This is a genomic window from Leisingera sp. UBA4491 (assembly GCF_002388965.1).
GTDB classification, from domain to species: Bacteria; Pseudomonadota; Alphaproteobacteria; order Rhodobacterales; family Rhodobacteraceae; genus Leisingera; species Leisingera aquaemixtae.
Genome location: NZ_DGNN01000019.1, coordinates 47,993 through 70,606, shown reverse-complemented (window position 1 = coordinate 70,606; position 22,614 = coordinate 47,993). Strand labels below are relative to the sequence as shown.

17 protein-coding genes and 1 tRNA gene are annotated in these 22,614 nt (G+C 65.9%); 8 read left to right on the top strand and 10 right to left on the bottom strand.

From position 1 onward, the window contains the following. Positions 1 to 8: 8 nt before the first annotated feature. The 7 genes from B2P87_RS10695 to B2P87_RS10665 all read right to left on the bottom strand — a co-directional run bounded on the left by B2P87_RS10695 (position 9) and on the right by B2P87_RS10665 (position 8,460). On the bottom strand, positions 9 to 1,409 hold the full coding sequence (locus B2P87_RS10695; RefSeq protein WP_141889933.1) for a UDP-N-acetylmuramoyl-tripeptide--D-alanyl-D-alanine ligase: 1,401 nt from the start codon (positions 1,407 to 1,409) through the stop codon (positions 9 to 11). Continuing rightward, complete coding sequence (locus tag B2P87_RS10690; protein ID WP_141889932.1) at positions 1,406 to 2,893, bottom strand: UDP-N-acetylmuramoyl-L-alanyl-D-glutamate--2,6-diaminopimelate ligase; 1,488 nt, start codon at positions 2,891 to 2,893, stop codon at positions 1,406 to 1,408. The genes B2P87_RS10695 and B2P87_RS10690 overlap by 4 nt, the downstream gene beginning before the upstream one ends. A 19-nt stretch (positions 2,894 to 2,912) precedes the next feature. After that, positions 2,913 to 4,697: a peptidoglycan D,D-transpeptidase FtsI family protein gene (locus B2P87_RS10685; RefSeq protein ID WP_141889931.1), complete on the bottom strand. Its 1,785-nt coding sequence runs from the start codon at positions 4,695 to 4,697 to the stop codon at positions 2,913 to 2,915. After that, positions 4,694 to 5,044: a cell division protein FtsL gene (gene ftsL, locus B2P87_RS10680; protein WP_058284420.1), complete on the bottom strand. Its 351-nt coding sequence runs from the start codon at positions 5,042 to 5,044 to the stop codon at positions 4,694 to 4,696. The genes B2P87_RS10685 and ftsL overlap by 4 nt, the downstream gene beginning before the upstream one ends. Beyond that, positions 5,041 to 6,033, bottom strand: coding sequence for a 16S rRNA (cytosine(1402)-N(4))-methyltransferase RsmH (gene rsmH, locus B2P87_RS10675; protein ID WP_141889930.1), 993 nt, complete (start codon positions 6,031 to 6,033; stop codon positions 5,041 to 5,043). The genes ftsL and rsmH overlap by 4 nt, the downstream gene beginning before the upstream one ends. Before the next feature lie 3 nt (positions 6,034 to 6,036). Next, positions 6,037 to 6,540, bottom strand: a complete 504-nt coding sequence (gene mraZ, locus B2P87_RS10670; protein ID WP_141889929.1) for a division/cell wall cluster transcriptional repressor MraZ — start codon at positions 6,538 to 6,540, stop codon at positions 6,037 to 6,039. 855 nt (positions 6,541 to 7,395) lie between these two features. Further along, on the bottom strand, positions 7,396 to 8,460 hold the full coding sequence (locus tag B2P87_RS10665; protein WP_141889928.1) for an Mrp/NBP35 family ATP-binding protein: 1,065 nt from the start codon (positions 8,458 to 8,460) through the stop codon (positions 7,396 to 7,398). Between the two features lie 364 nt (positions 8,461 to 8,824). Here B2P87_RS10665 and B2P87_RS10660 point away from each other — a divergent pair, with 364 nt between their 5' ends. Then, on the top strand, positions 8,825 to 9,034 hold the full coding sequence (locus B2P87_RS10660; RefSeq protein ID WP_058284417.1) for a DUF1127 domain-containing protein: 210 nt from the start codon (positions 8,825 to 8,827) through the stop codon (positions 9,032 to 9,034). Between the two features lie 432 nt (positions 9,035 to 9,466). Here B2P87_RS10660 and B2P87_RS10655 read toward each other — a convergent pair whose 3' ends face one another. Continuing rightward, entirely contained in the window at positions 9,467 to 11,836 is a 2,370-nt protein-coding gene (locus B2P87_RS10655; RefSeq protein ID WP_141889927.1) for an ATP-dependent helicase, read from the bottom strand. A gap of 208 nt (positions 11,837 to 12,044) precedes the next feature. On the opposite strand from B2P87_RS10655, the gene B2P87_RS10650 reads away from it, so the two are divergent. Together B2P87_RS10650 and B2P87_RS10645 are read left to right on the top strand one after the other, a co-directional pair. After that, positions 12,045 to 13,847: a sensor domain-containing diguanylate cyclase gene (locus B2P87_RS10650; RefSeq protein WP_141889926.1), complete on the top strand. Its 1,803-nt coding sequence runs from the start codon at positions 12,045 to 12,047 to the stop codon at positions 13,845 to 13,847. 73 nt (positions 13,848 to 13,920) lie between these two features. After that, positions 13,921 to 15,072 carry an alpha-hydroxy acid oxidase gene (locus tag B2P87_RS10645; RefSeq protein WP_141889925.1) on the top strand — a complete coding sequence of 384 codons (1,152 nt, stop codon included), beginning with the start codon at positions 13,921 to 13,923 and terminating at the stop codon, positions 15,070 to 15,072. A gap of 18 nt (positions 15,073 to 15,090) precedes the next feature. Here the strand turns inward: B2P87_RS10645 and B2P87_RS10640 are convergent, their stop codons facing one another. After that, positions 15,091 to 15,528 (bottom strand): BLUF domain-containing protein, encoded by a 438-nt coding sequence (locus B2P87_RS10640; RefSeq protein WP_208764525.1) that lies wholly within the window; start codon positions 15,526 to 15,528, stop codon positions 15,091 to 15,093. A gap of 408 nt (positions 15,529 to 15,936) precedes the next feature. Between B2P87_RS10640 and B2P87_RS10635 the strand changes: the two genes are divergently transcribed. After that, positions 15,937 to 19,380, top strand: coding sequence for a pyruvate carboxylase (locus B2P87_RS10635; RefSeq protein WP_141889923.1), 3,444 nt, complete (start codon positions 15,937 to 15,939; stop codon positions 19,378 to 19,380). A gap of 208 nt (positions 19,381 to 19,588) precedes the next feature. Here B2P87_RS10635 and B2P87_RS10630 read toward each other — a convergent pair whose 3' ends face one another. After that, positions 19,589 to 19,780: a hypothetical protein gene (locus B2P87_RS10630; protein ID WP_141889922.1), complete on the bottom strand. Its 192-nt coding sequence runs from the start codon at positions 19,778 to 19,780 to the stop codon at positions 19,589 to 19,591. A gap of 158 nt (positions 19,781 to 19,938) precedes the next feature. Here B2P87_RS10630 and B2P87_RS10625 point away from each other — a divergent pair. The 4 genes from B2P87_RS10625 (at position 19,939) to B2P87_RS10610 (ending at position 22,510) form a co-directional block, all read left to right on the top strand. Continuing rightward, positions 19,939 to 20,013 (top strand) — tRNA-Gly (locus tag B2P87_RS10625). A 144-nt stretch (positions 20,014 to 20,157) separates the two neighbouring features. Further along, positions 20,158 to 21,117 (top strand): DNA cytosine methyltransferase, encoded by a 960-nt coding sequence (locus B2P87_RS10620; RefSeq protein ID WP_141889921.1) that lies wholly within the window; start codon positions 20,158 to 20,160, stop codon positions 21,115 to 21,117. Positions 21,118 to 21,209: 92 nt separating this feature from the next. Next, the gene (locus tag B2P87_RS10615) at positions 21,210 to 22,112 is read left to right on the top strand and encodes a NaeI family type II restriction endonuclease (RefSeq protein ID WP_141889920.1); all 903 of its coding nucleotides are present in this window, start codon (positions 21,210 to 21,212) and stop codon (positions 22,110 to 22,112) included. Further along, complete coding sequence (locus B2P87_RS10610; protein WP_141889919.1) at positions 22,097 to 22,510, top strand: very short patch repair endonuclease; 414 nt, start codon at positions 22,097 to 22,099, stop codon at positions 22,508 to 22,510. The genes B2P87_RS10615 and B2P87_RS10610 overlap by 16 nt, the downstream gene beginning before the upstream one ends. The last annotated feature ends 104 nt before the right edge of the window (positions 22,511 to 22,614 follow it).

Below are 22,614 nucleotides of genomic sequence, written 5' to 3'. Positions count from 1 at the left end.
CGTTTTTCTTAAGCGTTTTCTGAGTTGGGGCCGGATTGACCCATTTCGCGGATGCCGTCAACGATCTTGGCCAGCGCCATGCTCAAAGAGCCCTTGGCCAGCACGATATCGCCGCCCTGGATTTCGCCCGCCAGCCCGGGCACCGCCTCGGCGCTGGTCTGATACCAGCCGCCGCGTTTGCCTTCCGGCAGGGCCTCGTGCAGCGCCCGCATCAGCGGGCCGATGCAGTGGACTTTGTCGATGCCTTTGACCGCGTCCAGATCCGCCAGCCCGGCGTGCAGCGCGGCCTCCTGCGGGCCAAGCTCCTTCATGTCGCCGACATAGGCGATCCTGCGGCCCTGCCCCGGCGTGGCCGCCAGCACCGCCAGCGCCGCCGCCATCGAGGTCGGGTTGGCGTTGTAGCTGTCGTCCAGCAGGGTGATCTCGCCGCCCGCCAGCCGGACCGCCTCGCGCACGCCGCGCCCCTTGACCGGCGACCACAGGGCGAGGCTTTCAACGGCACGCGCAGGGTCGGCCCCCAGCGCCTCGACACAGGCCAGCGCGCCCAAGGCGTTCATCGCAAAATGCGCGCCAAGCGATTGAATATGCAGCTCTACTTCCCGTCCGTTTGCGGTGGCGCGAGCGACGGTCTCCTCGCCTTCGATCCCGGCAGAGTGCAGGGTGTAGTCAGAAGCGCTCTCGCCGAACCAGCGGGTTGAGACGCCCAGGCCAGCGGCCACATCGCGCAGCACATGCGCTTCGGCGATATCGGCGTTCAGCACGGCGACGCCGCCGGGCTCCAGCCCTTCCATGATCGCGGCTTTCTCGCGGGCGATGCCCTCGACGTTTTCAAACGCCTCCAGATGCACCGCCGCCACAGTGGTCACCATCGCCACATGCGGGCGCGCCTGTATTGCGAGCGGCGCGATCTCGCCCGGGTGGTTCATGCCGATCTCGATCACCGCATATTCGGCATCGCGCGGCATCCGCGCCAAAGTCAGCGGCACGCCCCAGTGGTTGTTGTAGCTGGCCACCGCGGCATGGGTGCGGCCCTGATCCAACAGCATCCGCGCCAGCATCTCCTTGGTCGAGGTCTTGCCGACCGAGCCGGTGACGGCCACGACCTTGGCGTCCGTGCGGGCGCGCGACGCCTTGCCCAAGGCCTCCAGCCCCGCCTGCACGTCATCCACGATCAGCAGCGGCGCATCCGCTGGAACGCCCTCCGGGATGCGGGAAACCAGCGCCGCGCCTGCGCCCTTCTCCAGCGCCTGCGCCACGAAGTCATGGCCGTCGCGCGCGGCTTTCAGGGCCACGAACATATCGCCGGGCGCGATAGTGCGGGTGTCGATCGACAGGCCGGAGACAGCCCAGTCTCCCTGCGCCCGCCCGCCGGTGGCGGCGGCGGCCTCATTTGCGGTCCAGAGCGTCATGCCATCCTCCCGTCCAGCGCGGTTACGGCAATGCTGGCCTGCTCCACATCGTTAAAGGGCAGCACCGTGTCGCCCACGGTCTGGCCGGTCTCATGCCCCTTGCCGCAGATGATCAGCGCATCACCCGGCCCCAGCATGTCAGCCCCGCGCAGGATCGCTTCGGCGCGGTCGCCGATCTCGATACAGTCCGGCGCGCCGCCCTTCACTGCGGCGCGGATCACTGCCGGATCCTCGCTGCGGGGGTTGTCGTCAGTGACGATCACCACATCGGCGTTCTCATGCGCCGCCTGCCCCATCAGGGGCCGCTTGCTGGTGTCCCGGTCACCGCCGGCGCCGACGATGGCGATCAGCCGGCCCAGCACATGCGGGCGCAGCGCCTTGATGGCGCTGGCGACCGCGTCGGGTGTGTGGGCATAGTCGACAAACACGGCAGAGCCATTGTCCCGCTCCGCCGCCAGCTGCATCCGGCCGCGCACGGTGGTCAGATGCTGCAGGGTCTCAAACACCCGCTCCGGGTCCTCGCCGCCGGCGATCACCAGCCCGCAAGCCAGCAGCACGTTTTCCGCCTGGAAGCCGCCGATGAGGTTGAGGCGCACCTGAAACGGCTTGTCATGCCAGGCAAAGCGCATGTCCTGGCCGGTGCCGTCATAGCGCAGGCCCAGCAGGCTGAGGTCGCCCAGCCCCCGGCCCACGCTGATCACCTCCTGGCCGCGGGCGGCGGCCACGGCGCGCATTTCGGCCCCGCGGGGGTCGTTCATGTTGATGACGGCGACACCCTCGTCCGGCAGCACCCGGCGGAACAGGCCCGCCTTGGCGGCAAAATAGGCCTCAAACGTCTCGTGATAATCCAGGTGGTCCTGAGTGAAATTGGTGAAACCGGCTGCGGCCAGCTGCACCCCGTCCAGGCGGCGCTGGTCCAGCCCGTGCGAGGACGCCTCCATCGCCGCATGGGTGACACCCGCCTCTGCCGCAGCGGCCAGCGCGCGGTGCAGCGTGATGGGTTCCGGCGTGGTGTGGGCCAGCGGATAGCTCCAGGCGCCCTCGATGCCGGTGGTGCCCATGTTGACGGCCTCATGGCCCAGCTCGGTCCAGATCTGGCGCACGAAGGTCGCGACCGAGGTCTTGCCGTTGGTGCCGGTCACGGCAACCACAGTCTGCGGCTGGCCGCCGAACCACAGGGCGGCGGCATAGGCCAGCGTCTGGCGCGGGTCTTCGACCACCACCAAGGCGGCGTGGTTTTCGTCCAGCACCTTGGCGGCGATGCCTGCACCCGCGGCGTCGGTCAGGATCGCCGAGGCGCCCTTTTCCAGCGCGGCGGGGATGAATTTGGCGCCATGCACCTGGCTGCCCGGAAGGGCCGCAAAAAGGTACCCGTCGCGCACCTCGCGGCTGTCCACCGCCAGCCCGCGGATCTGCGGGTCGGCGCCGCCGCGGGCGGTCAGCCCCAATTGGCTGAGAGGCTGGTCTGGTCTGCTGCTGCTCATGGCGGCCCTCTACCCTGGATTAGTTCGAGGTGAGGGTTATACCAGTCACCTCTGCGGGTTCAACTTGCGGACGCAGGCCCAAGAGCGGCGCGACGCGGCCGATCATCTCCGCCGCCACCGGGGTGGCGGTCCAGCCGGCTGTGCGGCGCTCCTCGCCGTGGGCGATGATGGAGGGTTCGTCCAGCGTCACGATCAGAACGTATTTGGGGTCATGTGCCGGGAAAATAGAGGCAAAAGTGGCGATCACCTTGTCCTCGTAATAGCCGCCGCGGGGCTTGGGCTTGTCGGCGGTGCCGGTTTTGCCGCCCACCTGATAGCCCTCGACCTCGGCAAAAGATGCGGTGCCTTCGCTGACCACCTTGCGCAACATCTTGCGCGCGGCGGCGGCGGAGGCCTCGCTCATCACCCGCTGGCCCAGCTGCGCGCCGTTCCGTTTCAGAATCGTCGGCGCCACGTAGCGGCCGCCGTTGGCCACCGCGGCATAGCCCGCCGCCAGATGCATCGGCGTGGTGGAGATGCCGTGGCCGTAGGAAATGGTCATCGCCGACAGCTCCGACCAGTTGGCGGGCAACAGCGGCTTACCGCCTGCGGCCTCGGAGATTTCGAACGGCGTCGGCTCCAGCATCCCCAGCGTTTCAAGGAAGCTTTTCTGCCGCTCCACCCCGATTTGCTGCGCCAGCCGCGCGGTGCCGATGTTGGAGGATTTGACGATGATCTTGGTCACCGACATCTCGTTGCCGTAGTTGCGGAAATCGCGGATCGCGAAGCGGCCCCAGCGCAGCGGCCCGCGGGTGTCGATCACTGTGTCGGCGCCCACCAGCCCCAGATCCATCGCCTGCGCGGCGGTGAAGATCTTGAAGGTGGAGCCAAGCTCATAGACGCCCTGCACCGCGCGGTTGAACAGCGGGCTGTCGGAGGGGTCGAACCCGGAGGTCGGCGGGCGCGGCCGGTCGTTGGGATCGAAGTCCGGGAAGGAGACCACCGAGATCACCTCGCCCGTATGAGTGTCCATCAGGATCGAGGTGGCGCCCTTGGCGTTCATCAGCTTCATGCCGCCGTAAAGCACCTGCTCGGCTGCCGCCTGCACGGTGAGGTCCAGCGACAGTTGCAGCGGCTTGCCCGCGTTGGCCGGGTCGCGCAGGTAGTCGTCGAACTGGCGCTCCACGCCGGCAACGCCGATCACCTCGGCGGCGTTCACGCCCTCCTTGCCGAAACCGGCGCCGCCCAGCACATGCGCGGCCAGGCTGCCGTTCGGGTAAAGCCGCATTTCGCGCGGGCCGAACATCAGGCCGGGATCGCCGATGTCATGCACCGCCTGAAGTTGTTCGGGGCTGATTTTCTTCTTTACCCACAGGAACTTGCGCTTGCCGGTGAAATCCTTGATCAGTCGTTCGCGATCCAGGTCGGGGAAGATGTCCACCAGCTTTTCCGCCGCCCCAATGGGGTCGATCATCTGCGGCGGCTGGGCATAAAGGGAATGGGTTTCGAAATTGGTGGCCAGCAGGCGCCCTTCGCGGTCGACGATATCGGCGCGCTGCATGGCGATGGCGCTGCCCGGCACGCTGGCCACGGGCTCGGCCGGTTCGGACACCGCGGTCATCGCCATGCGGGCAATGATCGCCCCGAAGGCGCAGACAAAGAACAGGCCCAGCACCAGGAGCCGCCCCTCGGCGCGCTGGCGGGCCTGCACTTGCATCTCCTGATGGCGCAGGCTGAGGTTTTCGCGTTCGATCGCGTCCGGGTTCGCGCCGGTTGCGCGGGCGTGCAGGACACGGGCCAGCGGGCGGAGCGGTGTGCGGATCATGGCTGCGTCCTCACATTCAGGCCGGAAACTTCGACCTCGTTGGTGATCTCCAGATCCGGCAGCACCGGGTAGGAGACCTCATCCACCCGCCCGAACTGATCCGGGCGCAGCGGCAGGAGGCCAAGGCGGTCGAAGTTGATATCCGCCAGATCGCGCAGCCGCTGCGGGCGGTTCAGATAGGCCCATTCGGCCCTCAGCACGCTGAGCCGGACCTGCGCCGCGCCGATCTGCTGCTGCAGGGCGCGGGTTTCCTTCAGAACTTGCTGGGTAGCGTAATTTTCGCGGTAGGCCCAAAAGGCAAGGCCAAACACAGCCAGACAAGTTGCGGCATACAGCAGGGTCTTCATTTACGCGTCTCTTTCAGCTGCGGCATTCCAAGCTCCTTGGCCGAGATCGGCCCCGGTGCGGCATCGGTGCGGCGCCCGACCCGCAGGCGGGCGGAACGGGAGCGGGGATTCTCGGCCAGCTCCTGATCGTCCGGCCCCACCGCCTTGCGGGTGACCAGCTCGAACTGGGCGGGGGTTTCCTCCTGCTCCGGCGCATAGCGGTTGGCGCGGCCGGTCTTGCCTGCGCGGTGCTGGAAGAAGCGTTTGACCATGCGGTCCTCGACCGAGTGGAAGGTCACGACCGCCAGCAGCCCGCCGGGCTTCAGCGCGCGTTCGGCGGCCAGGAGGCCCTCGAACAGCTCCTCATATTCGGCGTTCACCGCGATGCGCAGGCCCTGGAAGCTGCGGGTCGCGGGGTGCGACTGGCCGGGCTTGGGGCGCGGCAGGCAGCTCTCGATGATGCCCGCAAGGCGCAGGGTGGTGGTGATCGGCTCGATATCGCGCTCGCGGACGATGGCTTTGGCGATGCGGCGGCTGGCGCGCTCCTCGCCGTAGTGGAACAGGATATCGGCGATCTGGGCTTCGGTCAGCTCCGCGATCAGGTCGGCGGCGGAGGGGCCGGACTGCGACATCCGCATGTCCAGGGGGCCGTCCTTCATGAAGGAGAAGCCGCGTTCGGCCAGGTCCAGCTGCATCGAGGAGACGCCAAGGTCCAGCACCACGCCGTCGAGGTCCTGGGCGTATTCGTCCATGCGCGAGAACACCCCCTGCTGCAGGATCAGGCGGTCGCCGTACTGCCCTGCCCAGGGTTTTGCCAGTTCAAAGGCCAGCGGGTCGCGGTCAACGCCGATCACCTGCTCCGCCCCGGCGTCCAGCAGGCCGCGGGTGTAGCCGCCGGCCCCGAAGGTGCCATCCAGCCAGCGGCCGGTGACAGGCGCCACCGCCTGCAACAGCGGGCGCAGAAGAACGGGGATGTGGGGACCATTGGCAGCTTTCTGGTCCTGGGTCATGTCTTAAGCGCTCCCGGCGCCATCTAGGAATTCCATCGGATCGAAGTCCTCGGGCAGCTCTTCCATCCATTTCTCGGCCTGAGCCAGTTCCTCGGCCTCATAGGTTTCCGGCTTCCAGATCTGGAAGGTGTCGCCCGCGGCGATGAAAAAGGCCTCGGCCTCCAGATCGATCTTCTGGCGCAGCTTGGCGGGCAGCACCAGGCGGCCGGTCTCATCCACATTGGTCGGGAAGGACTGGCCGTGGAACATGCGCTGCAGCATCTTGCGCTGCATCGAGCCGCGCGGCAGCTGGTCGATCTTGGCGTCGACCTCTTCGATCGCCTCTATAGTATAGCATTCCAGGAAGTTGCGGCGATGGTCGCCGTAGACGATCACCAGATCGGGGTTCTGGCCCGGCTGCCAGTTCGGATCGGCGGCCTCCAGGACACGGCGAAAGGAGGCGGGGATTGACACCCGCCCCTTGCTGTCCACCTTGTGGTGGCTTTCGCCTCTGAACCTGCGGCCCAATTTCCCGTCCTTTTCGCGCGTCCCTCGCGTTAATCCGTCCCCCAGAATGAAAAGGGGCGGGTTGATCTGCTGCCACTGATCAACCCGCCGCCTTGGCCCGCTTTGCGGGATGTCCGACTGCGCGCGCCACCTGGGGGGATGTCTGCTCGCTCGCGCGCCGGATCTCTTGGTTCGATGAAAGCGAAGGCCTGTATGAAACCTGCTTGTTTTGTTTTTTGGCTTGGGGTCGTTTGGCGCCCCGTCCCTCGTCTCATCCGATGAAACAGGGATACTATGGGAATTGATGGCCCTGCAACTGTTTTCTGCCCAAAACCGCCAAGCTCTTGACAGTGAATCCGAAGATTCGGCCCAGATTCGCGGCCTATTTGGGGCCAAATCCGGAATTTGTTGTAAGAAAAGCCAGCACAAACACAACATATAGAGGGGAGTTGCGGCTGCAATTTTTTTCCCATAGTTTCCCGCGATTCCGGCGAGGAACTCGTAGATTCTGCCGGTGTTCGCTTAACGTTCGCAAATCAGCCCGCGCCTTTGCACCAGAAATTCTCTTTGCCAGCGTTTCAGCACGGGGTGATTCGTGCTGGCAAGAGGAAATGGATGGAGAAAAGGGCCATGATTTCCCATGGCGCCCATGATTTCCCGCAGATCCCGTGAATTCCCAGCGATCCCATGGGATCCCGCCCGCCCAACGCGCCTTTGTCCCGGGCGGCCTGTCCCATGCGGCCCCAGGACCGGCAGCCTGTCCCATCAGCGCCCATGTGCGGGCCGCAAACAACAGAAGGCCCGCCACAGGGGGCGGGCCATCCGGCGCGAGGCGCCATCATATACTAGAGAGAATTTGTGCGTGCCCGCGGGGCCTCAGGCCATGCCGCCCCGGACCAGCCCTTCCGCGATCCGGGCATAAGCCTGGGCCATTGGCCCCTCCCCCGCCGCGACGGGTGTGCCGCTGTCGCCCGCCAGCCGGGTTTCCAGATCAATCGGCAGCGCGCCCAGGAGCGGCAGGCCCAGTGTCTCGGCCTCAGCCGCGACGCCGCCGTGGCCGAAGATGTGATGCTCGCCGCCGCAGTCCGGGCAGGTGAAGAAGGACATGTTCTCGATCAGCCCCAGCACCGGGGTCTTCAGCGTGTTGAACATGTCCAGCGCCTTGCGCGCGTCCAGCAGCGCCACGTCCTGCGGGGTGGAAACAACGATGGCGCCGGACAGCTCCGCCTTGGTGCAGAGCGTCAGCTGCACGTCGCCGGTGCCGGGCGGCAGATCGACGATCAGCACGTCCAGCTCGCCCCAGTTCACCTGGCCCAGCATCTGCTGCAGCGCGCCCATCAGCATCGGCCCGCGCCAGACCACCGCCTTGCCCTCCTCCAGCATGAAGCCGATCGACATCAGCGTGACCCCATGCGCGTGCAGCGGCTCGATGGTCTTGCCGTCGGGGCTGGCGGGGCGGCCGGCGGCGCCCATCATCCGGGGCTGGGAGGGGCCGTAGATATCTGCATCCAGAAGGCCCACCTTGCGGCCCTGCCGGGCCAGCGCCACGGCCAGGTTCGACGATATGGTGGACTTCCCCACCCCGCCTTTGCCGGAGGCAACGGCCAGGATGCGCTTGACGCCTGCGGGCTTCAGCGGCTCCGCCTGGGGTTTCGGGTGGCCGCCGACCTTGAGGCTGGGCGCAGGCTGCTGCGGGGCGTGGGCGGTCAGCGCGGCGGAGACGGCTTCGACACCGTCAAGCGAGAGCACCGCCGCCTCGGCCGCCTTGCGCAGCGGCTCCATCAGCTTGGCGATCTCAAGGCTCGGGGCCTCGATCACGAAGCTGACCCTGTTGCCTTCGATGCGTAGTGCCCGCAGCATGTCGCGCGACACCAGCGTGCCGCCGTCCGGCAGGGCCAGCCGCTCCAGCACTGCGTGAATCTGATCCTGGGTGACCGGCATGACTGCTCTCCTGCGTGTTCTTCGCGCCTTATATATGCGGCGGCGGCGGCGCGTGAAACCCGCCGGGCCCGATTGCCGCACGCGGGCCGCGGGGACCGGCGGCGGCGCTTGTCAACAGACGGGGCTGCGCGCCATGCAAAAACCGCCGCACGGTGCCGCATAATTATACAGATGCGTAAGCCGTTGCCGAAATTATTGTCATATTCCAGTTACATACCCATACGTCACCCATGCAGATGCTGCATAGCAGCATTGACGAAGCACGGGATTGCGACTTCCGGGGAGATCCCTAAATTATGGCTCAAGCGGCGCCACTGAGGCGCAAGACGCAGATGACGAAACGGCTGGATGAAGGAACGGAACCATGGCTGCAGCACATCAAATCTCCGCAGTGAGCGTGGCATCCCCGGCAGGCTTCCTGAACGCGATGCTGGTGAAGGTCACCCGCTACCGCCTGTACCGCCAGACCGTCAATGAGCTGTCGGCGCTGTCGGGCCGCGAGCTGGCGGACCTGGGCCTGAGCCGCTGCGAAATCAAGCGCGTCGCCTACCAGGCCGCATACGAGAACAACTGATAGAGATCAGGCTCTTCCTCCTCCTCCCTTTGAAGAGCCTGTGCTACGCGGCGGCATCCTCCTCCTCCCTGATGCCGCCGCACCCTATACCGGTCACAAGCCGGGCTTGAATCACCGGGGTCTCCTCCTCCCTTTTCCCCGGTGTTTGACAGAACGGCGGTGCCCCTCCTCCTCCCTGGGCGCCGCCGTTTCTTGATTTTCAGGACATCAATTTTCAGAACATCACATGAAAGCCTGCGCCTTGCAGGCCTCCTGTGGTCATGGTGCAGGCAAGCGGCTGCAGCCAGGCAAAAGGCCTGCCGCTGTCACGTCTTTGTCAGAGGATGGGGGTGGCGCGGGGGCGGCGGGCAGCTGTGCTGCCCGCCGCCCCCGCGCCCGGATCGGATCGCTGCGCGATCCGATCCGCCGGCACAGCCGGCGCCAGAGCGCTGATCAGAACGGAACGTCGTCCGGGGTGGAGACGAAGCGGGCAACCACTTTCTTGGTGCCGGCCTTTTCGAAATCCACTTCCAGCTTGTCGCCCTCGATCCCGGTGATGGCGCCGTAGCCGAATTTCTGGTGGAACACGCGCTCTCCCAGGGTGAAGCTGGAGGTGGCGGTCAGGTCAATCACCTGGTGCTTGCTTTCCTTGGGCTGCGACAGACCGCGCTGGCCGGCGCGGGCCTGCATCCGTTTCCAGCCGGGGGAGTTGTAGCCATCCGCCTGCGCCATCTTTTCCTCGATCGTCGAGCGCACCTGCCCTGCCCCCATCGAGGCCCCGGGCGCCGCCGCGCCGTAGCCGCCGCCATAAAGGCCCGGCGGGGTCAGCACCTCGACATGCTCCTCCGGCAGTTCGTCAATGAACCGCGAGGGCAGCTGCGACTGCCACTGGCCGAACACCCGGCGGTTGCCGGCGAAGGAGATGGTGCAGATCTGTTCGGCGCGGGTGATGCCGACATAGGCAAGGCGGCGCTCTTCCTCCAAGCCTTTCAGGCCGCTTTCATCCATCGAGCGCTGCGAGGGAAACAACCCGTCCTCCCAGCCCGGCAGGAAGACGGCGGGGAATTCCAGGCCCTTGGCAGCATGCAGGGTCATGATCGAGACCTTCTCGTCTGCGTCCTGCTTGTCGTTGTCCATCACCAGGCTGACGTGTTCGAGGAAGCCCTGGAGGTTCTCAAACGACTCCAGCGCCTTCACCAGTTCCTTGAGGTTTTCCAGACGGCCCGGCGCCTCCGGCGTTTTGTCGTTCTGCCACATGGCGGTGTAGCCGGACTCGTCCAGGATGATCTCGGCCAGCTCCATATGGGTGAGATCGGGATCGCCGGCCATGCGGCCCCAGCGGGCGATGCCCTCGACCAGTTCGCGCAGGGCGCCGCCGCCCTTGCCCTTGATCTGGCCGCCCTCCACCGCCAGACGGGCGCCCTCCACCAGCGAAACACCGTTTTCGCGGGCGAGGCCCTGAATGGTCTGCTGCGCCTTGTCGCCGAGGCCGCGCTTGGGGGTGTTGACGATGCGCTCGAACGCCAGGTCGTCGTCCGGAGACACCACGACGCGGAAATAGGCCATCGCATCGCGGATCTCCATCCGCTCATAGAAGCGCGGGCCGCCGATCACCCGGTACGGCAGGCCGATGGTCAGGAACCGGTCCTCGAACGCGCGCATCTGGTGGGAGGCGCGCACAAGAATCGCCATCTGGTCCAGCCCAAGCGGCGCCTGGCCGCGGGTGCCGCGCTGCATCGCCTCAATCTCCTCACCGATCCAGCGGGCCTCTTCCTCGCCGTCCCAATGGCCGATCAGGCGGACCTTTTCGCCGTCGCCGGCCTCGGTCCACAGCTCTTTGCCCAGGCGGCCCTGGTTGCCGCGGATGACGCCCGCGGCGGCGGCAAGGATATGGCCGGTGGAGCGGTAGTTCTGCTCCAGCCGGACCACCATGGCGCCGGGAAAATCCTTTTCGAACCGCAGGATGTTGCCAACCTCGGCACCGCGCCAGCCATAGATCGACTGGTCGTCGTCGCCGACGCAGCAGACGTTCTTGTGCTTGCCCGCCAAGAGCCGCAGCCACAGGTACTGGGCGACGTTGGTATCCTGGTATTCGTCCACCATGATGTAGCGGAACCAGCGCTGGTACTGCTCCAGCACGTCCGGATGGTTCTGGAAGATCGTCACCATGTGCAACAGCAGGTCGCCGAAATCGACCGCGTTCAGCTCGCGCAGGCGGGTCTGGTACTGGGCATAAAACTCGGTGCCGCGGTTGTTGTAGGCGCCAGCATCGGCGGCAGGCACCCTGTCCGGCGTCAGCGCGCGGTTCTTCCAGTCGTCGATGATTCCGGCCAGCATCCGCGCGGGCCAGCGCTTGTCGTCGATGCCCGCGGCCTGGATCAGCTGTTTCAGCAGGCGGATCTGGTCATCGGTGTCGAGAATGGTGAAGTTCGATTTCAGCCCCGCCAGTTCCGCGTGGCGGCGCAGCAGCTTGACGCAGATCGAGTGGAAGGTGCCGAGCCAGGGCATCCCCTCGACCGCCTGGCCCAGCATCGCCCCGACCCGCTCCTTCATTTCGCGGGCGGCCTTGTTGGTGAAGGTCACCGACAGAATCTCTTTCGGGCGCGCCCGGCCGGTGTTGAGAAGGTGCACGATGCGGGTGGTCAGCGCCTTAGTCTTGCCGGTGCCCGCGCCCGCCAGCATCAGGACCGGGCCGTCGAGGCATTCAACCGCCTCCCGCTGGGCGGGGTTGAGGCTGTCCAGATACGGCATCGGCCGCGCCTGCATGGCGCGGGCCGACAGCGATGCGCCCTCAAAGGCGTCCATTTCGTCGAAACTGCTCATGGCCGTGATCCTAGCGTGATTCAGCGGCGGCGGAAAGAGGACGTTCACACTCTGTTCACACGTTTCTGGATCGCAGGCCCGCCGCCCGGGAAAGCGCGGATTTGAAACATGTTCGCGGCACATTCCGCCGCGCAGGGCTGCCGGATTCACAAAACCGCAACGCTTGCATGCAACCCTGGGGTGAAACGTGTCGTAACAAGTGATCTGAATGGCAAATCAGCCGGCCGGGCAGCTGCTGCCCCTTCTCAAGACCTATTCGCTGCTTCTGGTGCTGCTGGCAGCAGCCGCGCTGTCGGCCTGGGCTGTTTATGCCCTCCCCGCCCCGGTTGTCGACCGGATGCTGGAGGCCGACCTGCGCAAGCAGGCAACGGACTGGCGCCGCCGCATCCTTCTGCACCTGGAAGACGGCGGCGGCACGTTCCTGTCCGGCGAGCTGGACGCGCATGATGTCGAATACCTGTCGCTGCTGCCGGAAACCACCGAAGCCTACCGGATCAAGCTGTTTCAGGCAGACGGGCGCGTGCTGTGGTCCACCCGCCCCGCCGACATCGGCACGGTGAACCGCGAACCCTATTTCCAGCAGATCGTGGCCAAGGGCGCGGTCTATTATGCCCAGGACAGCAAACCGGTAGCGCAGATCGACGGGTTTGAAACCCGCGACACAGGCGCCATGGCGGCCACCCGCGATGTGGCGGAAATCTACACCCCGGTGCTGCAGGGCGGCCGGTTTGCCGGGGCGGTTGAATTTTATGCGGATATCACCGCGCTCCGCGAGACCTTCCTGAACCGGGTGCGGATCTCGCTGGCGCTGGTGTCTGCCGTGATGGTGGCGGCAATCGGCATCGTCTCCCTTACCGTCATCCGGACCAACCGGTTCAGCCTGCGGCAGATGCAGCAGCGCGCCGCCAAGGATCAGGAGATCATGGCCAGCCAGATGCAGCTGGCGCGCGAAGTCAAACTGCTGGGGGAGCTGAACGAGTGGCTGCAATCCTGCCGCTCGCTGGATGAGCTGTTCAAGATGGTGTCGGAGTTCATGAGCCACCTGCTGCCCGATGCCGAGGGCAGCATCTATGTGTTCTCCAACTCCCGCGATGTGCTGGCCGGCTGCGCCAGCTGGAACGGCGGCGCGCTGAAGGACCATATCCGGCCCGATGAATGCTGGGGCTTGCGCCGCGGCCGCACCTATGAATTCGGCGCCTCGGAGGTGGAGTTCACCTGCGCCCATGCGGTGCCGCATGACGGGCGGCCCTATTTCTGCTTTCCGATCCTGGCCCATGGCGAGACCGTGGGGCTGATGCATCTGCGGGCGATGCCGCCGCGGGCCGGCGATTTTGCCACCTGCAAGCCGCTGGCGCAGATGTGCGCCGAGCAGATCAGCATGGCGATCGCCAATGTGCGGATGCGCGACCAACTGCACGACCAGTCGGTGCGCGACCCGCTGACCGGGCTGTTCAACCGCCGCCACATGACCGAAAGCCTGCGCAAGTTCCTCAGCAGCAGCGCCCTGAACTGCGCGCGCCTCAGCGTGATTGCGGTGGATGTGGACCATTTCAAGAAATTCAACGACAACCACGGCCATGACGCGGGCGACATGGTGCTGCGGGCGGTCGGCACGGTGCTGGACAAGGCTTGCGACGGCAGCGAGGCCGCCTGCCGCCCCGGCGGCGAGGAATTCACACTCATTCTGCCGGGCGTTCCCCCCGAAGATGCGCTAACCCGCGCCGAGCTGCTGCGCCAGGCGGTGGAGGAGATCACCGTGCGTTATGGCGAAAAGACGCTGCCGCAGATCACCATTTCCGCCGGTGTTGCGCATTACCCGGCGCACGGGCTGCTGCCGCAGGACCTGCTGCGGGCCGCGGATGAGGCGCTTTACGCCGCCAAGGCGAAGGGGCGGAACCAGGTCTGCGTGGCCGCAACAAGTGCCGAGGCCGGGCAGGATGCCGAATGGCGCGCGGCGGAACAGGCGGCCTCTGCGCGCGGGCCCGCTGAAGGTTCGAACAAGGCGGGCTGACGGCGGCGGCCGGCAGCGGCGCAACCGCCCGGCGGGTCTGGACATTTGCGCGCTGCGGCCCCCAAATGCGCGGATGGATCTGCATCAGCGCTACCCCGGCCTTGACGATTTGAAACGCCGCGCCAAACGCCGCCTGCCGCGGTTCGTGTGGGATTATCTGGACAGCGGCACCGGCGCTGAGCAGGCCCGCGCCCGCAACCGCAGGGCGCTGGACCGGATCCGCTTCCTGCCCTCGGTGCTGCACGGGCCGATGGAGCCGGACCTGAGCACCGTTTTTCTGGGGATGGCCCAGGCCCTGCCCTTTGGCATCGCGCCGGTGGGCATGTCCGGGCTGATCTGGCCCGGCGCCGAGGCCGCGCTGGCGCGCAGTGCCGCCGCGGCGGGCATTCCGTTCTGCCTGTCCACCGTGGCCAGCCAGTCGCCGGAGGACCTGGCGCCGCATCTGGGGCAGGACGCCTGGTTCCAGCTTTATCCGCCCAAGGACGAGGGCATCCGCGCCGACCTGCTGGCGCGGGCCCGGGATGCGGGGTTCAGGACGCTGGTGCTGACGGTGGACGTGCCCGCCGCCTCGCGCCGGGAGCGGCAGACCCGGTCCGGCCTGACCCAGCCGCCGCGGCTGACCCCGCGGCTGCTGGCGCAGATCGCCATCCGCCCCGCCTGGGCGCTGGGGATGGCACGGCAGGGGATGCCGCATATGCGGACGCTGGACAGATATATCTCCGGTGCGCAGAAAAACCTGCCGCCGACCGCCCATGTCGGCTATTTGCTGCGGACCTCGCCCGACTGGGATTATGTGGATTGGCTGCGGCGCAACTGGGACGGCCCGTTCGTCGTCAAAGGGGTGCTGCGCGCGCAGGATGCCAAGCGGCTGGAAGAGGCCGGCGCCGATGCGGTCTGGATCTCCAACCACGGCGGCCGCCAGTTCGACGGCTGCCCCGCCGCAATAGAGGTGCTGCCGGAGATCCGGGAAGCGGTGCGCATTCCGCTGGTTTTCGACAGCGGCATCGAAGGCGGGCTGGACATCATCCGGGCGCTGGCCCTTGGTGCGGATTTCGTCATGCTGGGCCGGGCCTGCCACTATGCGCTGGCCGCACTTGGCGCGGACGGCCCGGCGCATCTGACGGACATTCTGGCCAAGGACATGCAGGCGAACATGAGCCAGCTGGGAACACCGGACCTGGCGGCGCTGAAGGCGCTGAAGCCGTGGCCGCCAGCGGCGGGATGACCCGCCCGGCGGTGCCGCTCAGGCGGGTTTTTCAAGCCGCTCGAAGGCGGCCAGAAAGTCGCGCACAACCTGCCGCACCGCGGTTTCGCTGCCGCGGTCGGGGCTGTTGATCGGGATCAGGTTCTGCAGCGCAAACACGTGCTTTTGCACGGACGGAGGCAGCGCGTGCGGTTCCGAAAACGCCATCCGCCACTCCGGGAACGCCCGGGCCGGGGCCGCCTCGCTGACCAGCACCCGGATGTTGCCGTGGCGCGGGTCGGCACTGATGCGGTGAAACAGCGCAGCCAGCGCCTCCGCCGGGCCTTCGATCACCTGCAGGAACCACCCCATGTGGCCGACCAGCATACCGGTCACACCGGCGGCGGCGTTGGATTTCTGCGCCTTGCCGACGATCACGGCCAGCTCCTTGCTGGACATGCCGCGCACGGCCTGGCTGACGTAAATGATACGGTGCATGATCACTCTCCTTGGCAGCAGCCAGCGCCGGAGCGCGGCTGGTATCTTGAGGGCAAGCATTTGAACCCAAGTCTGTTTTCAGTGTACCGCAACACCCCAGGCAGCGGCTGTTGCGGAAGGTCAGGACCGGGCCTCTTTGGTTGCGCGGACCGGCGCATTCCTGACCCGAAGTTGAGCACGCTGACCGAAAGCGGCCGGTGCCGGCCGCCGGGGTCCGGCGCCCCGCAAAACCCCTTCGGGGGCCAGGCCGGTTACAAGGCGCAACAAACCGCCATCCGGAATGTAACAAAAATCCAAAAACAGGCCGCTTGAGAGCGCAATCATGCCGGAAATACCCAGAACTACGGTTGTGCGGATCGCTAATATCCGCCTAACACTGCACCAACTTGCACGGACCCCGAGGGTGAAATGACCGACTTCAAAAAGATCCTGATTGCCAACCGTGGCGAGATCGCGATCCGCGTGATGCGCGCCGCCAACGAGATGGGCAAGCGCACCGTCGCCGTCTATGCCGAGGAGGACAAACTCGGCCTGCACCGGTTCAAGGCGGACGAAGCCTACCGGATCGGCGAAGGCATGGGGCCGGTTGCGGCCTATCTGTCGATCGACGAGATCATCCGCGTCGCCAAGGAATGCGGCGCCGATGCGATTCACCCCGGCTACGGCCTCTTGTCTGAGAACCCGGATTTCGTGGACGCCTGCGCCCGCAACGGCATCACCTTCATCGGCCCCAAGGCGGAAACCATGCGCGCCCTGGGCGACAAGGCCTCGGCCCGCAAGGTGGCGATTGAGGCCGGCGTGCCGGTCATCCCGGCGACCGAAGTGCTGGGCGACGACATGGACGCGATCCGCAAGGAAGCGGCCGAGATCGGCTATCCGCTGATGCTGAAGGCCTCCTGGGGCGGCGGCGGCCGCGGCATGCGCCCGATCCTCGCCGAGAAGGAGCTCGAAGAAAAGGTGCTGGAAGGCCGCCGCGAGGCGGAAGCCGCCTTCGGCAACGGCGAAGGGTATCTGGAAAAGATGATCACCCGCGCCCGCCACGTCGAGGTGCAGATCCTGGGCGACAAGGACGGCAACATCTATCACCTTTACGAGCGCGACTGCTCGGTCCAGCGCCGCAACCAGAAAGTGGTCGAGCGCGCGCCTGCCCCCTATTTGACCGAAGAGCAGCGCGCCGAGATCTGCGACCTGGGCCGCAGGATCTGCCAGCATGTGAACTATGAATGCGCGGGCACCGTCGAATTCCTGATGGATATGAACGACGGCAAGTTCTACTTCATCGAGGTGAACCCGAGGGTGCAGGTGGAGCATACCGTGACCGAAGAGGTCACCGGCATCGACATCGTGCAAGCGCAGATCCTGATCGCTGAGGGCAAGAGCATTGCGGAAGCCACCGGCAAGGCGTCGCAGGACGATATCCGCCTCAATGGCCACGCGCTGCAGACCCGTGTGACCACCGAAGATCCGCTGAACAACTTCATCCCGGACTATGGCCGCATCACCGCCTACCGCTCCGCCACCGGCATGGGCATCCGCCTGGACGGCGGCACCGCATATGCGGGCGGCGTGATCACCCGCTATTACGACTCGCTTTTGACCAAGGTGACTGCCTGGGCACCGACGCCCGAGAAGGCGATTGCCCGCATGGACCGCGCGCTGCGCGAGTTCCGGGTGCGCGGCGTCAGCACCAACATCGCCTTTGTCGAGAACCTTCTGAAGCACCCGACCTTCCTGTCGAATGAATACACCACCAAATTCATCGACGAGACGCCGGAGCTGTTCCAGTTCAAGAAGCGCCGCGACCGCGGCACCAAGGTGCTGACCTATATCGCGGACATCACCGTGAACGGCCATCCGGAAACCGAAGGCCGTCCGGCCCCCGCCTCCGACCTGAAAGAGCCGCGCGCGCCGCGGGTCGAGCCGGGCGGCCTGCCCAAGGGCACCCGCAACCTGCTGGAGGAAAAGGGCGCGCAGGCGGTGGCCGACTGGATGAAGGCGCAGCCGCAGCTGCTCCTGACCGACACCACCATGCGCGACGGCCACCAGTCGCTGCTGGCGACCCGGATGCGCTCGATCGACATGATCAAGGTGGCACCGGCCTATGCGCAGAACCTGAGCCAGCTGTTCTCTGTCGAGTGCTGGGGCGGTGCGACCTTTGACGTGGCCTACCGCTTCCTGCAGGAATGCCCCTGGCAGCGCCTGCGCGACCTGCGCGAACGGATGCCGAACCTGATGACCCAGATGCTGCTGCGCGCCTCCAACGGCGTCGGCTACACCAACTATCCGGACAACGTGGTGCAGGAATTCGTGCGCCAGGCGGCGAAGACCGGCGTCGACGTGTTCCGCGTCTTCGACTCGCTGAACTGGGTGGAGAACATGCGCGTTGCGATGGATGCGGTGGTCGAGAGCGGCAAGGTCTGCGAAGGCACCATCTGCTATACCGGCGATATCCTGGACCCGAACCGCGCCAAGTACGACCTGAAGTATTACGTCGGCATGGCGAAGGAGCTGGAAGCGGCCGGCGCCCACATTCTGGGCCTGAAGGACATGGCAGGCCTGTTGAAGCCCGCCGCCGCCCGCCAGCTGGTCAAGGCGCTGAAGGAAGAGGTCGGCCTGCCGGTCCACTTCCACACCCATGACACCTCCGGCGTGGCCGGGGCCACCATCCTGGCGGCGGCGGATGCCGGCGTCGATGCGGTGGATGCGGCCATGGACGCCTTCTCCGGCGGCACTTCACAGCCCTGCCTGGGCTCCATCGTCGAGGCGCTGCGCAACACCGAGCGCGACACCGGCATAGACATCGCCAAGGTGCGCGAGATCTCCGGCTACTGGGAGCAGGTGCGGGCGCAGTATGCGGCGTTTGAGAGCGGTCTGCAGGCACCCGCCTCGGAAGTCTACCTGCACGAGATGCCGGGCGGCCAGTTCACCAACCTGAAGGCGCAGGCGCGCAGCCTGGGGCTGGAAGAGAAATGGGCCGATGTGGCGCAGACCTATGCGGACGTGAACCAGATGTTCGGCGATATCGTGAAGGTGACGCCGTCGTCCAAGGTGGTTGGCGACATGGCGCTGATGATGGTGAGCCAGGGCCTGACCCGCACACAGGTCGAGGACCCGAAGACCGACGTGGCCTTCCCCGACTCGGTTGTCGACATGATGCGCGGCAACCTGGGCCAGCCTCCGGGCGGCTTCCCGGAAGGCATCGTCAGCAAGGTGCTGAAAGGCGAAGCGCCGAACACCGAACGCCCGGGCGCGCATCTGGAGCCGGTGGACCTGGAAGCGGTTCGTGCCGAACTGTCGAAGGAGCTGGAAGGTTTCAGCGTCGATGACGAGGACCTGAACGGCTACCTGATGTATCCCAAGGTGTTCCTGGACTATATGGGCCGTCACCGCCAGTACGGCCCGGTGCGCACCCTGCCGACCCGCACCTTCTTCTATGGCATGGAGCCGGGGGAGGAAATCACCGCCGAGATCGACCCGGGCAAGACGCTGGAGATCCGCCTGCAGGCAATCTCCGAGACCGACGAGAAGGGCGAGGTGAAGGTCTTTTTTGAACTCAACGGCCAGCCCCGCGTGATCCGGGTGCCGAACCGTCTGGTCAAGGCCTCGACCGAAGCGCGTCCGAAGGCACAGGCCGGCAACCCCAACCACGTCGGCGCGCCGATGCCGGGTGTTGTCGCCTCTGTCGCGGTACAGGTGGGCCAGCAGGTGCACGAGGGCGATATGCTGCTGACCATCGAGGCGATGAAGATGGAGACCGGCATCCACGCCGAGCGCGACGCGGTGGTGAAGGCGGTGCATGTTCAGGCCGGCGGCCAGATCGACGCCAAGGATCTGCTGATCGAGCTGGAATAAGCCGCAGGGCTGATTTCAAGAAAGGGGGCGTCCTGCCGGATGGCGGGGCGCCCTTTTCAGTTTCGCAAGGTCGGGGCGCGGGGAAGGCGGAATTCCACGAGAATTCCGGCCCGTTTTCCGGCGCGGAAAACGGGGGCTGCGCTGATGCTTGGCACCAAAAATCCTCGCAGGATTTTTGGCCGTTTCCCGCGCCGGGAAACGGTTTGCCTTAAGACCGGGCGCTCTGTTCCGGCGGGTGCGCCAGGGTCACAGTCTCGACCGGCACCGGCGTCAGCCCTTTGATCTGCCCGGACCAGCTGTCTGTCTGCGGTGCAGCGGTATGCTGCGCCCCATGCACCAGCAGCCCCATCGCAATCGCCGCGCTCAGGCAGGCGATCCGCAGGCAGTCTTTCCAATTCATGGCCTCAACCTCCCCTGAAAAAGCCGGATGTTTGAAAAGTGGCACGCGCATCGCCCGCCCTTCCGTCGCTTCCGGGGCGGATTTTTTTCGCCTTGCACCGATTTTCCTCTTGCAGCCGGCAGGGAGAGCCCCTATTTCACCGCTCACCGGATGGCAGCGCGGGCGTAGCTCAGGGGTAGAGCATTACCTTGCCAAGGTAAGGGTCGTGAGTTCGAATCTCATCGCCCGCTCCATCGGGAAACGGACAGGCCGCCCTCCGGGGCGGCCTTTCGCTTTTGAGGATTTCCGCATAGTCTGCCCGGGTGCAGAAAACCTTGTGCGGAATCACGATTCCGCATAGGAACAGAGCAAGAACAGAAACGGGCGGGCAGAGCAGAATGCTGACATCAGTAGAACTATGCGCAGGTGCGGGCGGCCAGGCCCTCGGTCTCGAGGCGGCGGGCTTTGATCACACCGCGCTGGTTGAGATCGACAAGCATTGCTGCGCCACCCTGCGCCACAACCGCCCTGCGTGGAACGTGCTGGAAGAGGACGTGCGCAAGTTCAAGGAGGTTGCGGGCGATTACAAGGGCATCGACCTCTTGGCAGGCGGCCTGCCCTGCCCGCCGTTTTCGGTGGCGGGCAAGCAGCTGGGCGAGAAGGACGAGCGCAACCTGTTCGACGATGCGATCGAGATCGTAGATGCCACCCGTCCCCGCGCCGTGATGATCGAGAACGTGCGCGGCTTTCTGGATGCGGTGTTCCATGACTACCGTGAGAAGCTGAAGAAGCAGCTGTCGAAGCTGGGGTATGAGACCGACTGGCGGCTGCTGAATGCCTCCGATTTCGGAGTGCCTCAGCTGCGGCCGAGGGTGGCGATTGTTGCGCTGCGCAAGGAGTTTTCCGGCCAGTTCAACTGGCCCGAGCCGCTGCCGCACAATCCACCGACCGTGGGCGCGACCCTGATCGACCTGATGAAGGAGCGCGGCTGGCGCGGGGCAGATGACTGGGCCGCCAAGGCCGATGAGATTGCGCCAACGGTTGTGGGCGGCTCCAAGAAACACGGCGGCCCCGATTTGGGTCCGACCCGCGCGCGGCGCGCCTGGGCCGCTCTGGGGGTTGAGGGGCGCACCATTGCGAATGAGGCGCCGGACCCGTTCCACAACGACATGCCGCGGCTGACGGTGCGGATGGTGGCGCGCATTCAGGGCTTCCCGGACGCATGGCATTTCACCGGCGCCAAGACCAATGCCTACCGCCAGGTCGGCAATGCCTTCCCGCCGCCGGTGGCCGAGGCGGTGGCGCGGGAGCTGAGGGCGGCAATTGCCAAGCCGAAGCTTCACGCCGTGCGGGCGTAAAGACACCAAAGCAATTATTGACCTGAGGGCAGCGCCCGCCCCGTGGGGGGCGGGACGGGCGCTGCCCGGCGTACCGCCGGGCGGAACACAAGATGAAACTGAAACTTCCCGACAGCCTTGTGCGTCCCGGCCATCCGGATTTCGGCACCCTCTCCCCGCTGGCGGAGGAGATAACCACCCGTGCCGGCGGCGCGCTGGCGCTGGAACACGACGTGCCGCAGATGCTGCGCCAGTGCATTGACGATGTGATCATGACGCCCAAGACCGGGCGGCGCGCGTATGAAGAGCTGGAGAAAACTGAAAAGACCTATATCGGCACCCGGGTCGAGATCGAGCTGCGGGCACTCTTGCGCTTGCGCAAGGGGCGGCTGGATACCGAGATCCTGGGCCAGGATGTGGACATCAAGCACACCATGGGCGGCAACTGGATGATCCCGACCGAGGCGATTGATTGCGCCTGCCTGCTGGTCGCCGCAGATGAGGTGCGGGCGCGCTGCTACCTGGGCCTGATCGTCGCCCGGCCCGCCTACCTGACCCACGGCCAGAACAAGGACGCCAAGCGCAGCATCTCTGCCGAGGGATTCCGCCATATCCTGTGGCTGTTCAAGGATCAGCCCTACCCCGCCAATTTCTGGCGCACCGCGGATGAGGCCGCAGTCCAGCAGATCTTTGCAGGCGACACCGGCAATGAGCGCATGGCGCAGCTGTTCCGGCTGATCCAGCGCCGCCCGGTTCCGCGCGATGTGGTGGAGGCGGTGGCGCAGCAGAAGGACTTCATGCGCCGGATCCGCTCGGACAAGGGGCGCGGCACGCGAGACCTGCTGGCCCGGGACGGCATCCTGCTGCTGTCGGGCCAATACGACAGCCAGCTGATCAAGGCGCTGGAGCTGCCGCCCTGCGCCGGCGGCGAGTTCATTTCCTGCCGGATCGAAAACGAGTATCATGCCCGCATGGCCGCACAATCCGGACATGCCGTGAAATGGCCGACAAGCTGACACCCGAACGTCGCAGCGCCAATATGGCGAAGATCCGCGCCAAGCATACCAAGCCGGAACTGCTGGTGCGGCGGATGGTGCACGGGATGGGGGTCCGCTACCGGCTGCACCGCAAGGACTTGCCCGGCAAGCCCGACCTGGTGTTCGGGCCGCGCCGCAAGGTGATCTTTGTGCATGGCTGCTTCTGGCATCTGCATGACTGCCGCGACGGGCGCATTCCCGCCTCCCGCCGCGATTACTGGGAGCCGAAACTGTTGCGCAATGCCGAACGCGACGCGGAGCACGCGGCGGCCTTGCAGGCGGTAGGCTGGCAGGTGCTGACAGTCTGGGAATGCGAAACCAAGGACCTTGAAGCCCTGAAAAACCGCCTCGCGGATTTCCTCAGAACCGTAGAATAACGCTTATCCACAGATACTTGCGCTGTTTTTCAAATTTCCTCTTGCGGCCCGTTTTGGAAATCCCTAAACACCGCCTCACCGAATGGCAGCGCGGGCGTAGCTCA

Coding starts and splice junctions, on each gene's coding strand:
- B2P87_RS10695 (WP_141889933.1), bottom strand. CDS start 1,409: ATGACGCTCTGGACCGCAAATGAGGCCGCCGCCGCCACCGGCGGGCGG.
- B2P87_RS10690 (WP_141889932.1), bottom strand. CDS start 2,893: ATGAGCAGCAGCAGACCAGACCAGCCTCTCAGCCAATTGGGGCTGACC.
- B2P87_RS10685 (WP_141889931.1), bottom strand. CDS start 4,697: ATGATCCGCACACCGCTCCGCCCGCTGGCCCGTGTCCTGCACGCCCGC.
- ftsL (WP_058284420.1), bottom strand. CDS start 5,044: ATGAAGACCCTGCTGTATGCCGCAACTTGTCTGGCTGTGTTTGGCCTT.
- rsmH (WP_141889930.1), bottom strand. CDS start 6,033: ATGACCCAGGACCAGAAAGCTGCCAATGGTCCCCACATCCCCGTTCTT.
- B2P87_RS10665 (WP_141889928.1), bottom strand. CDS start 8,460: ATGCCGGTCACCCAGGATCAGATTCACGCAGTGCTGGAGCGGCTGGCC.
- B2P87_RS10660 (WP_058284417.1), top strand. CDS start 8,825: ATGGCTGCAGCACATCAAATCTCCGCAGTGAGCGTGGCATCCCCGGCA.
- B2P87_RS10655 (WP_141889927.1), bottom strand. CDS start 11,836: ATGAGCAGTTTCGACGAAATGGACGCCTTTGAGGGCGCATCGCTGTCG.
- B2P87_RS10650 (WP_141889926.1), top strand. CDS start 12,045: ATGGCAAATCAGCCGGCCGGGCAGCTGCTGCCCCTTCTCAAGACCTAT.
- B2P87_RS10645 (WP_141889925.1), top strand. CDS start 13,921: ATGGATCTGCATCAGCGCTACCCCGGCCTTGACGATTTGAAACGCCGC.
- B2P87_RS10640 (WP_208764525.1), bottom strand. CDS start 15,528: ATGCACCGTATCATTTACGTCAGCCAGGCCGTGCGCGGCATGTCCAGC.
- B2P87_RS10635 (WP_141889923.1), top strand. CDS start 15,937: ATGACCGACTTCAAAAAGATCCTGATTGCCAACCGTGGCGAGATCGCG.
- B2P87_RS10630 (WP_141889922.1), bottom strand. CDS start 19,780: ATGAATTGGAAAGACTGCCTGCGGATCGCCTGCCTGAGCGCGGCGATT.
- B2P87_RS10620 (WP_141889921.1), top strand. CDS start 20,158: ATGCTGACATCAGTAGAACTATGCGCAGGTGCGGGCGGCCAGGCCCTC.
- B2P87_RS10615 (WP_141889920.1), top strand. CDS start 21,210: ATGAAACTGAAACTTCCCGACAGCCTTGTGCGTCCCGGCCATCCGGAT.
- B2P87_RS10610 (WP_141889919.1), top strand. CDS start 22,097: ATGGCCGACAAGCTGACACCCGAACGTCGCAGCGCCAATATGGCGAAG.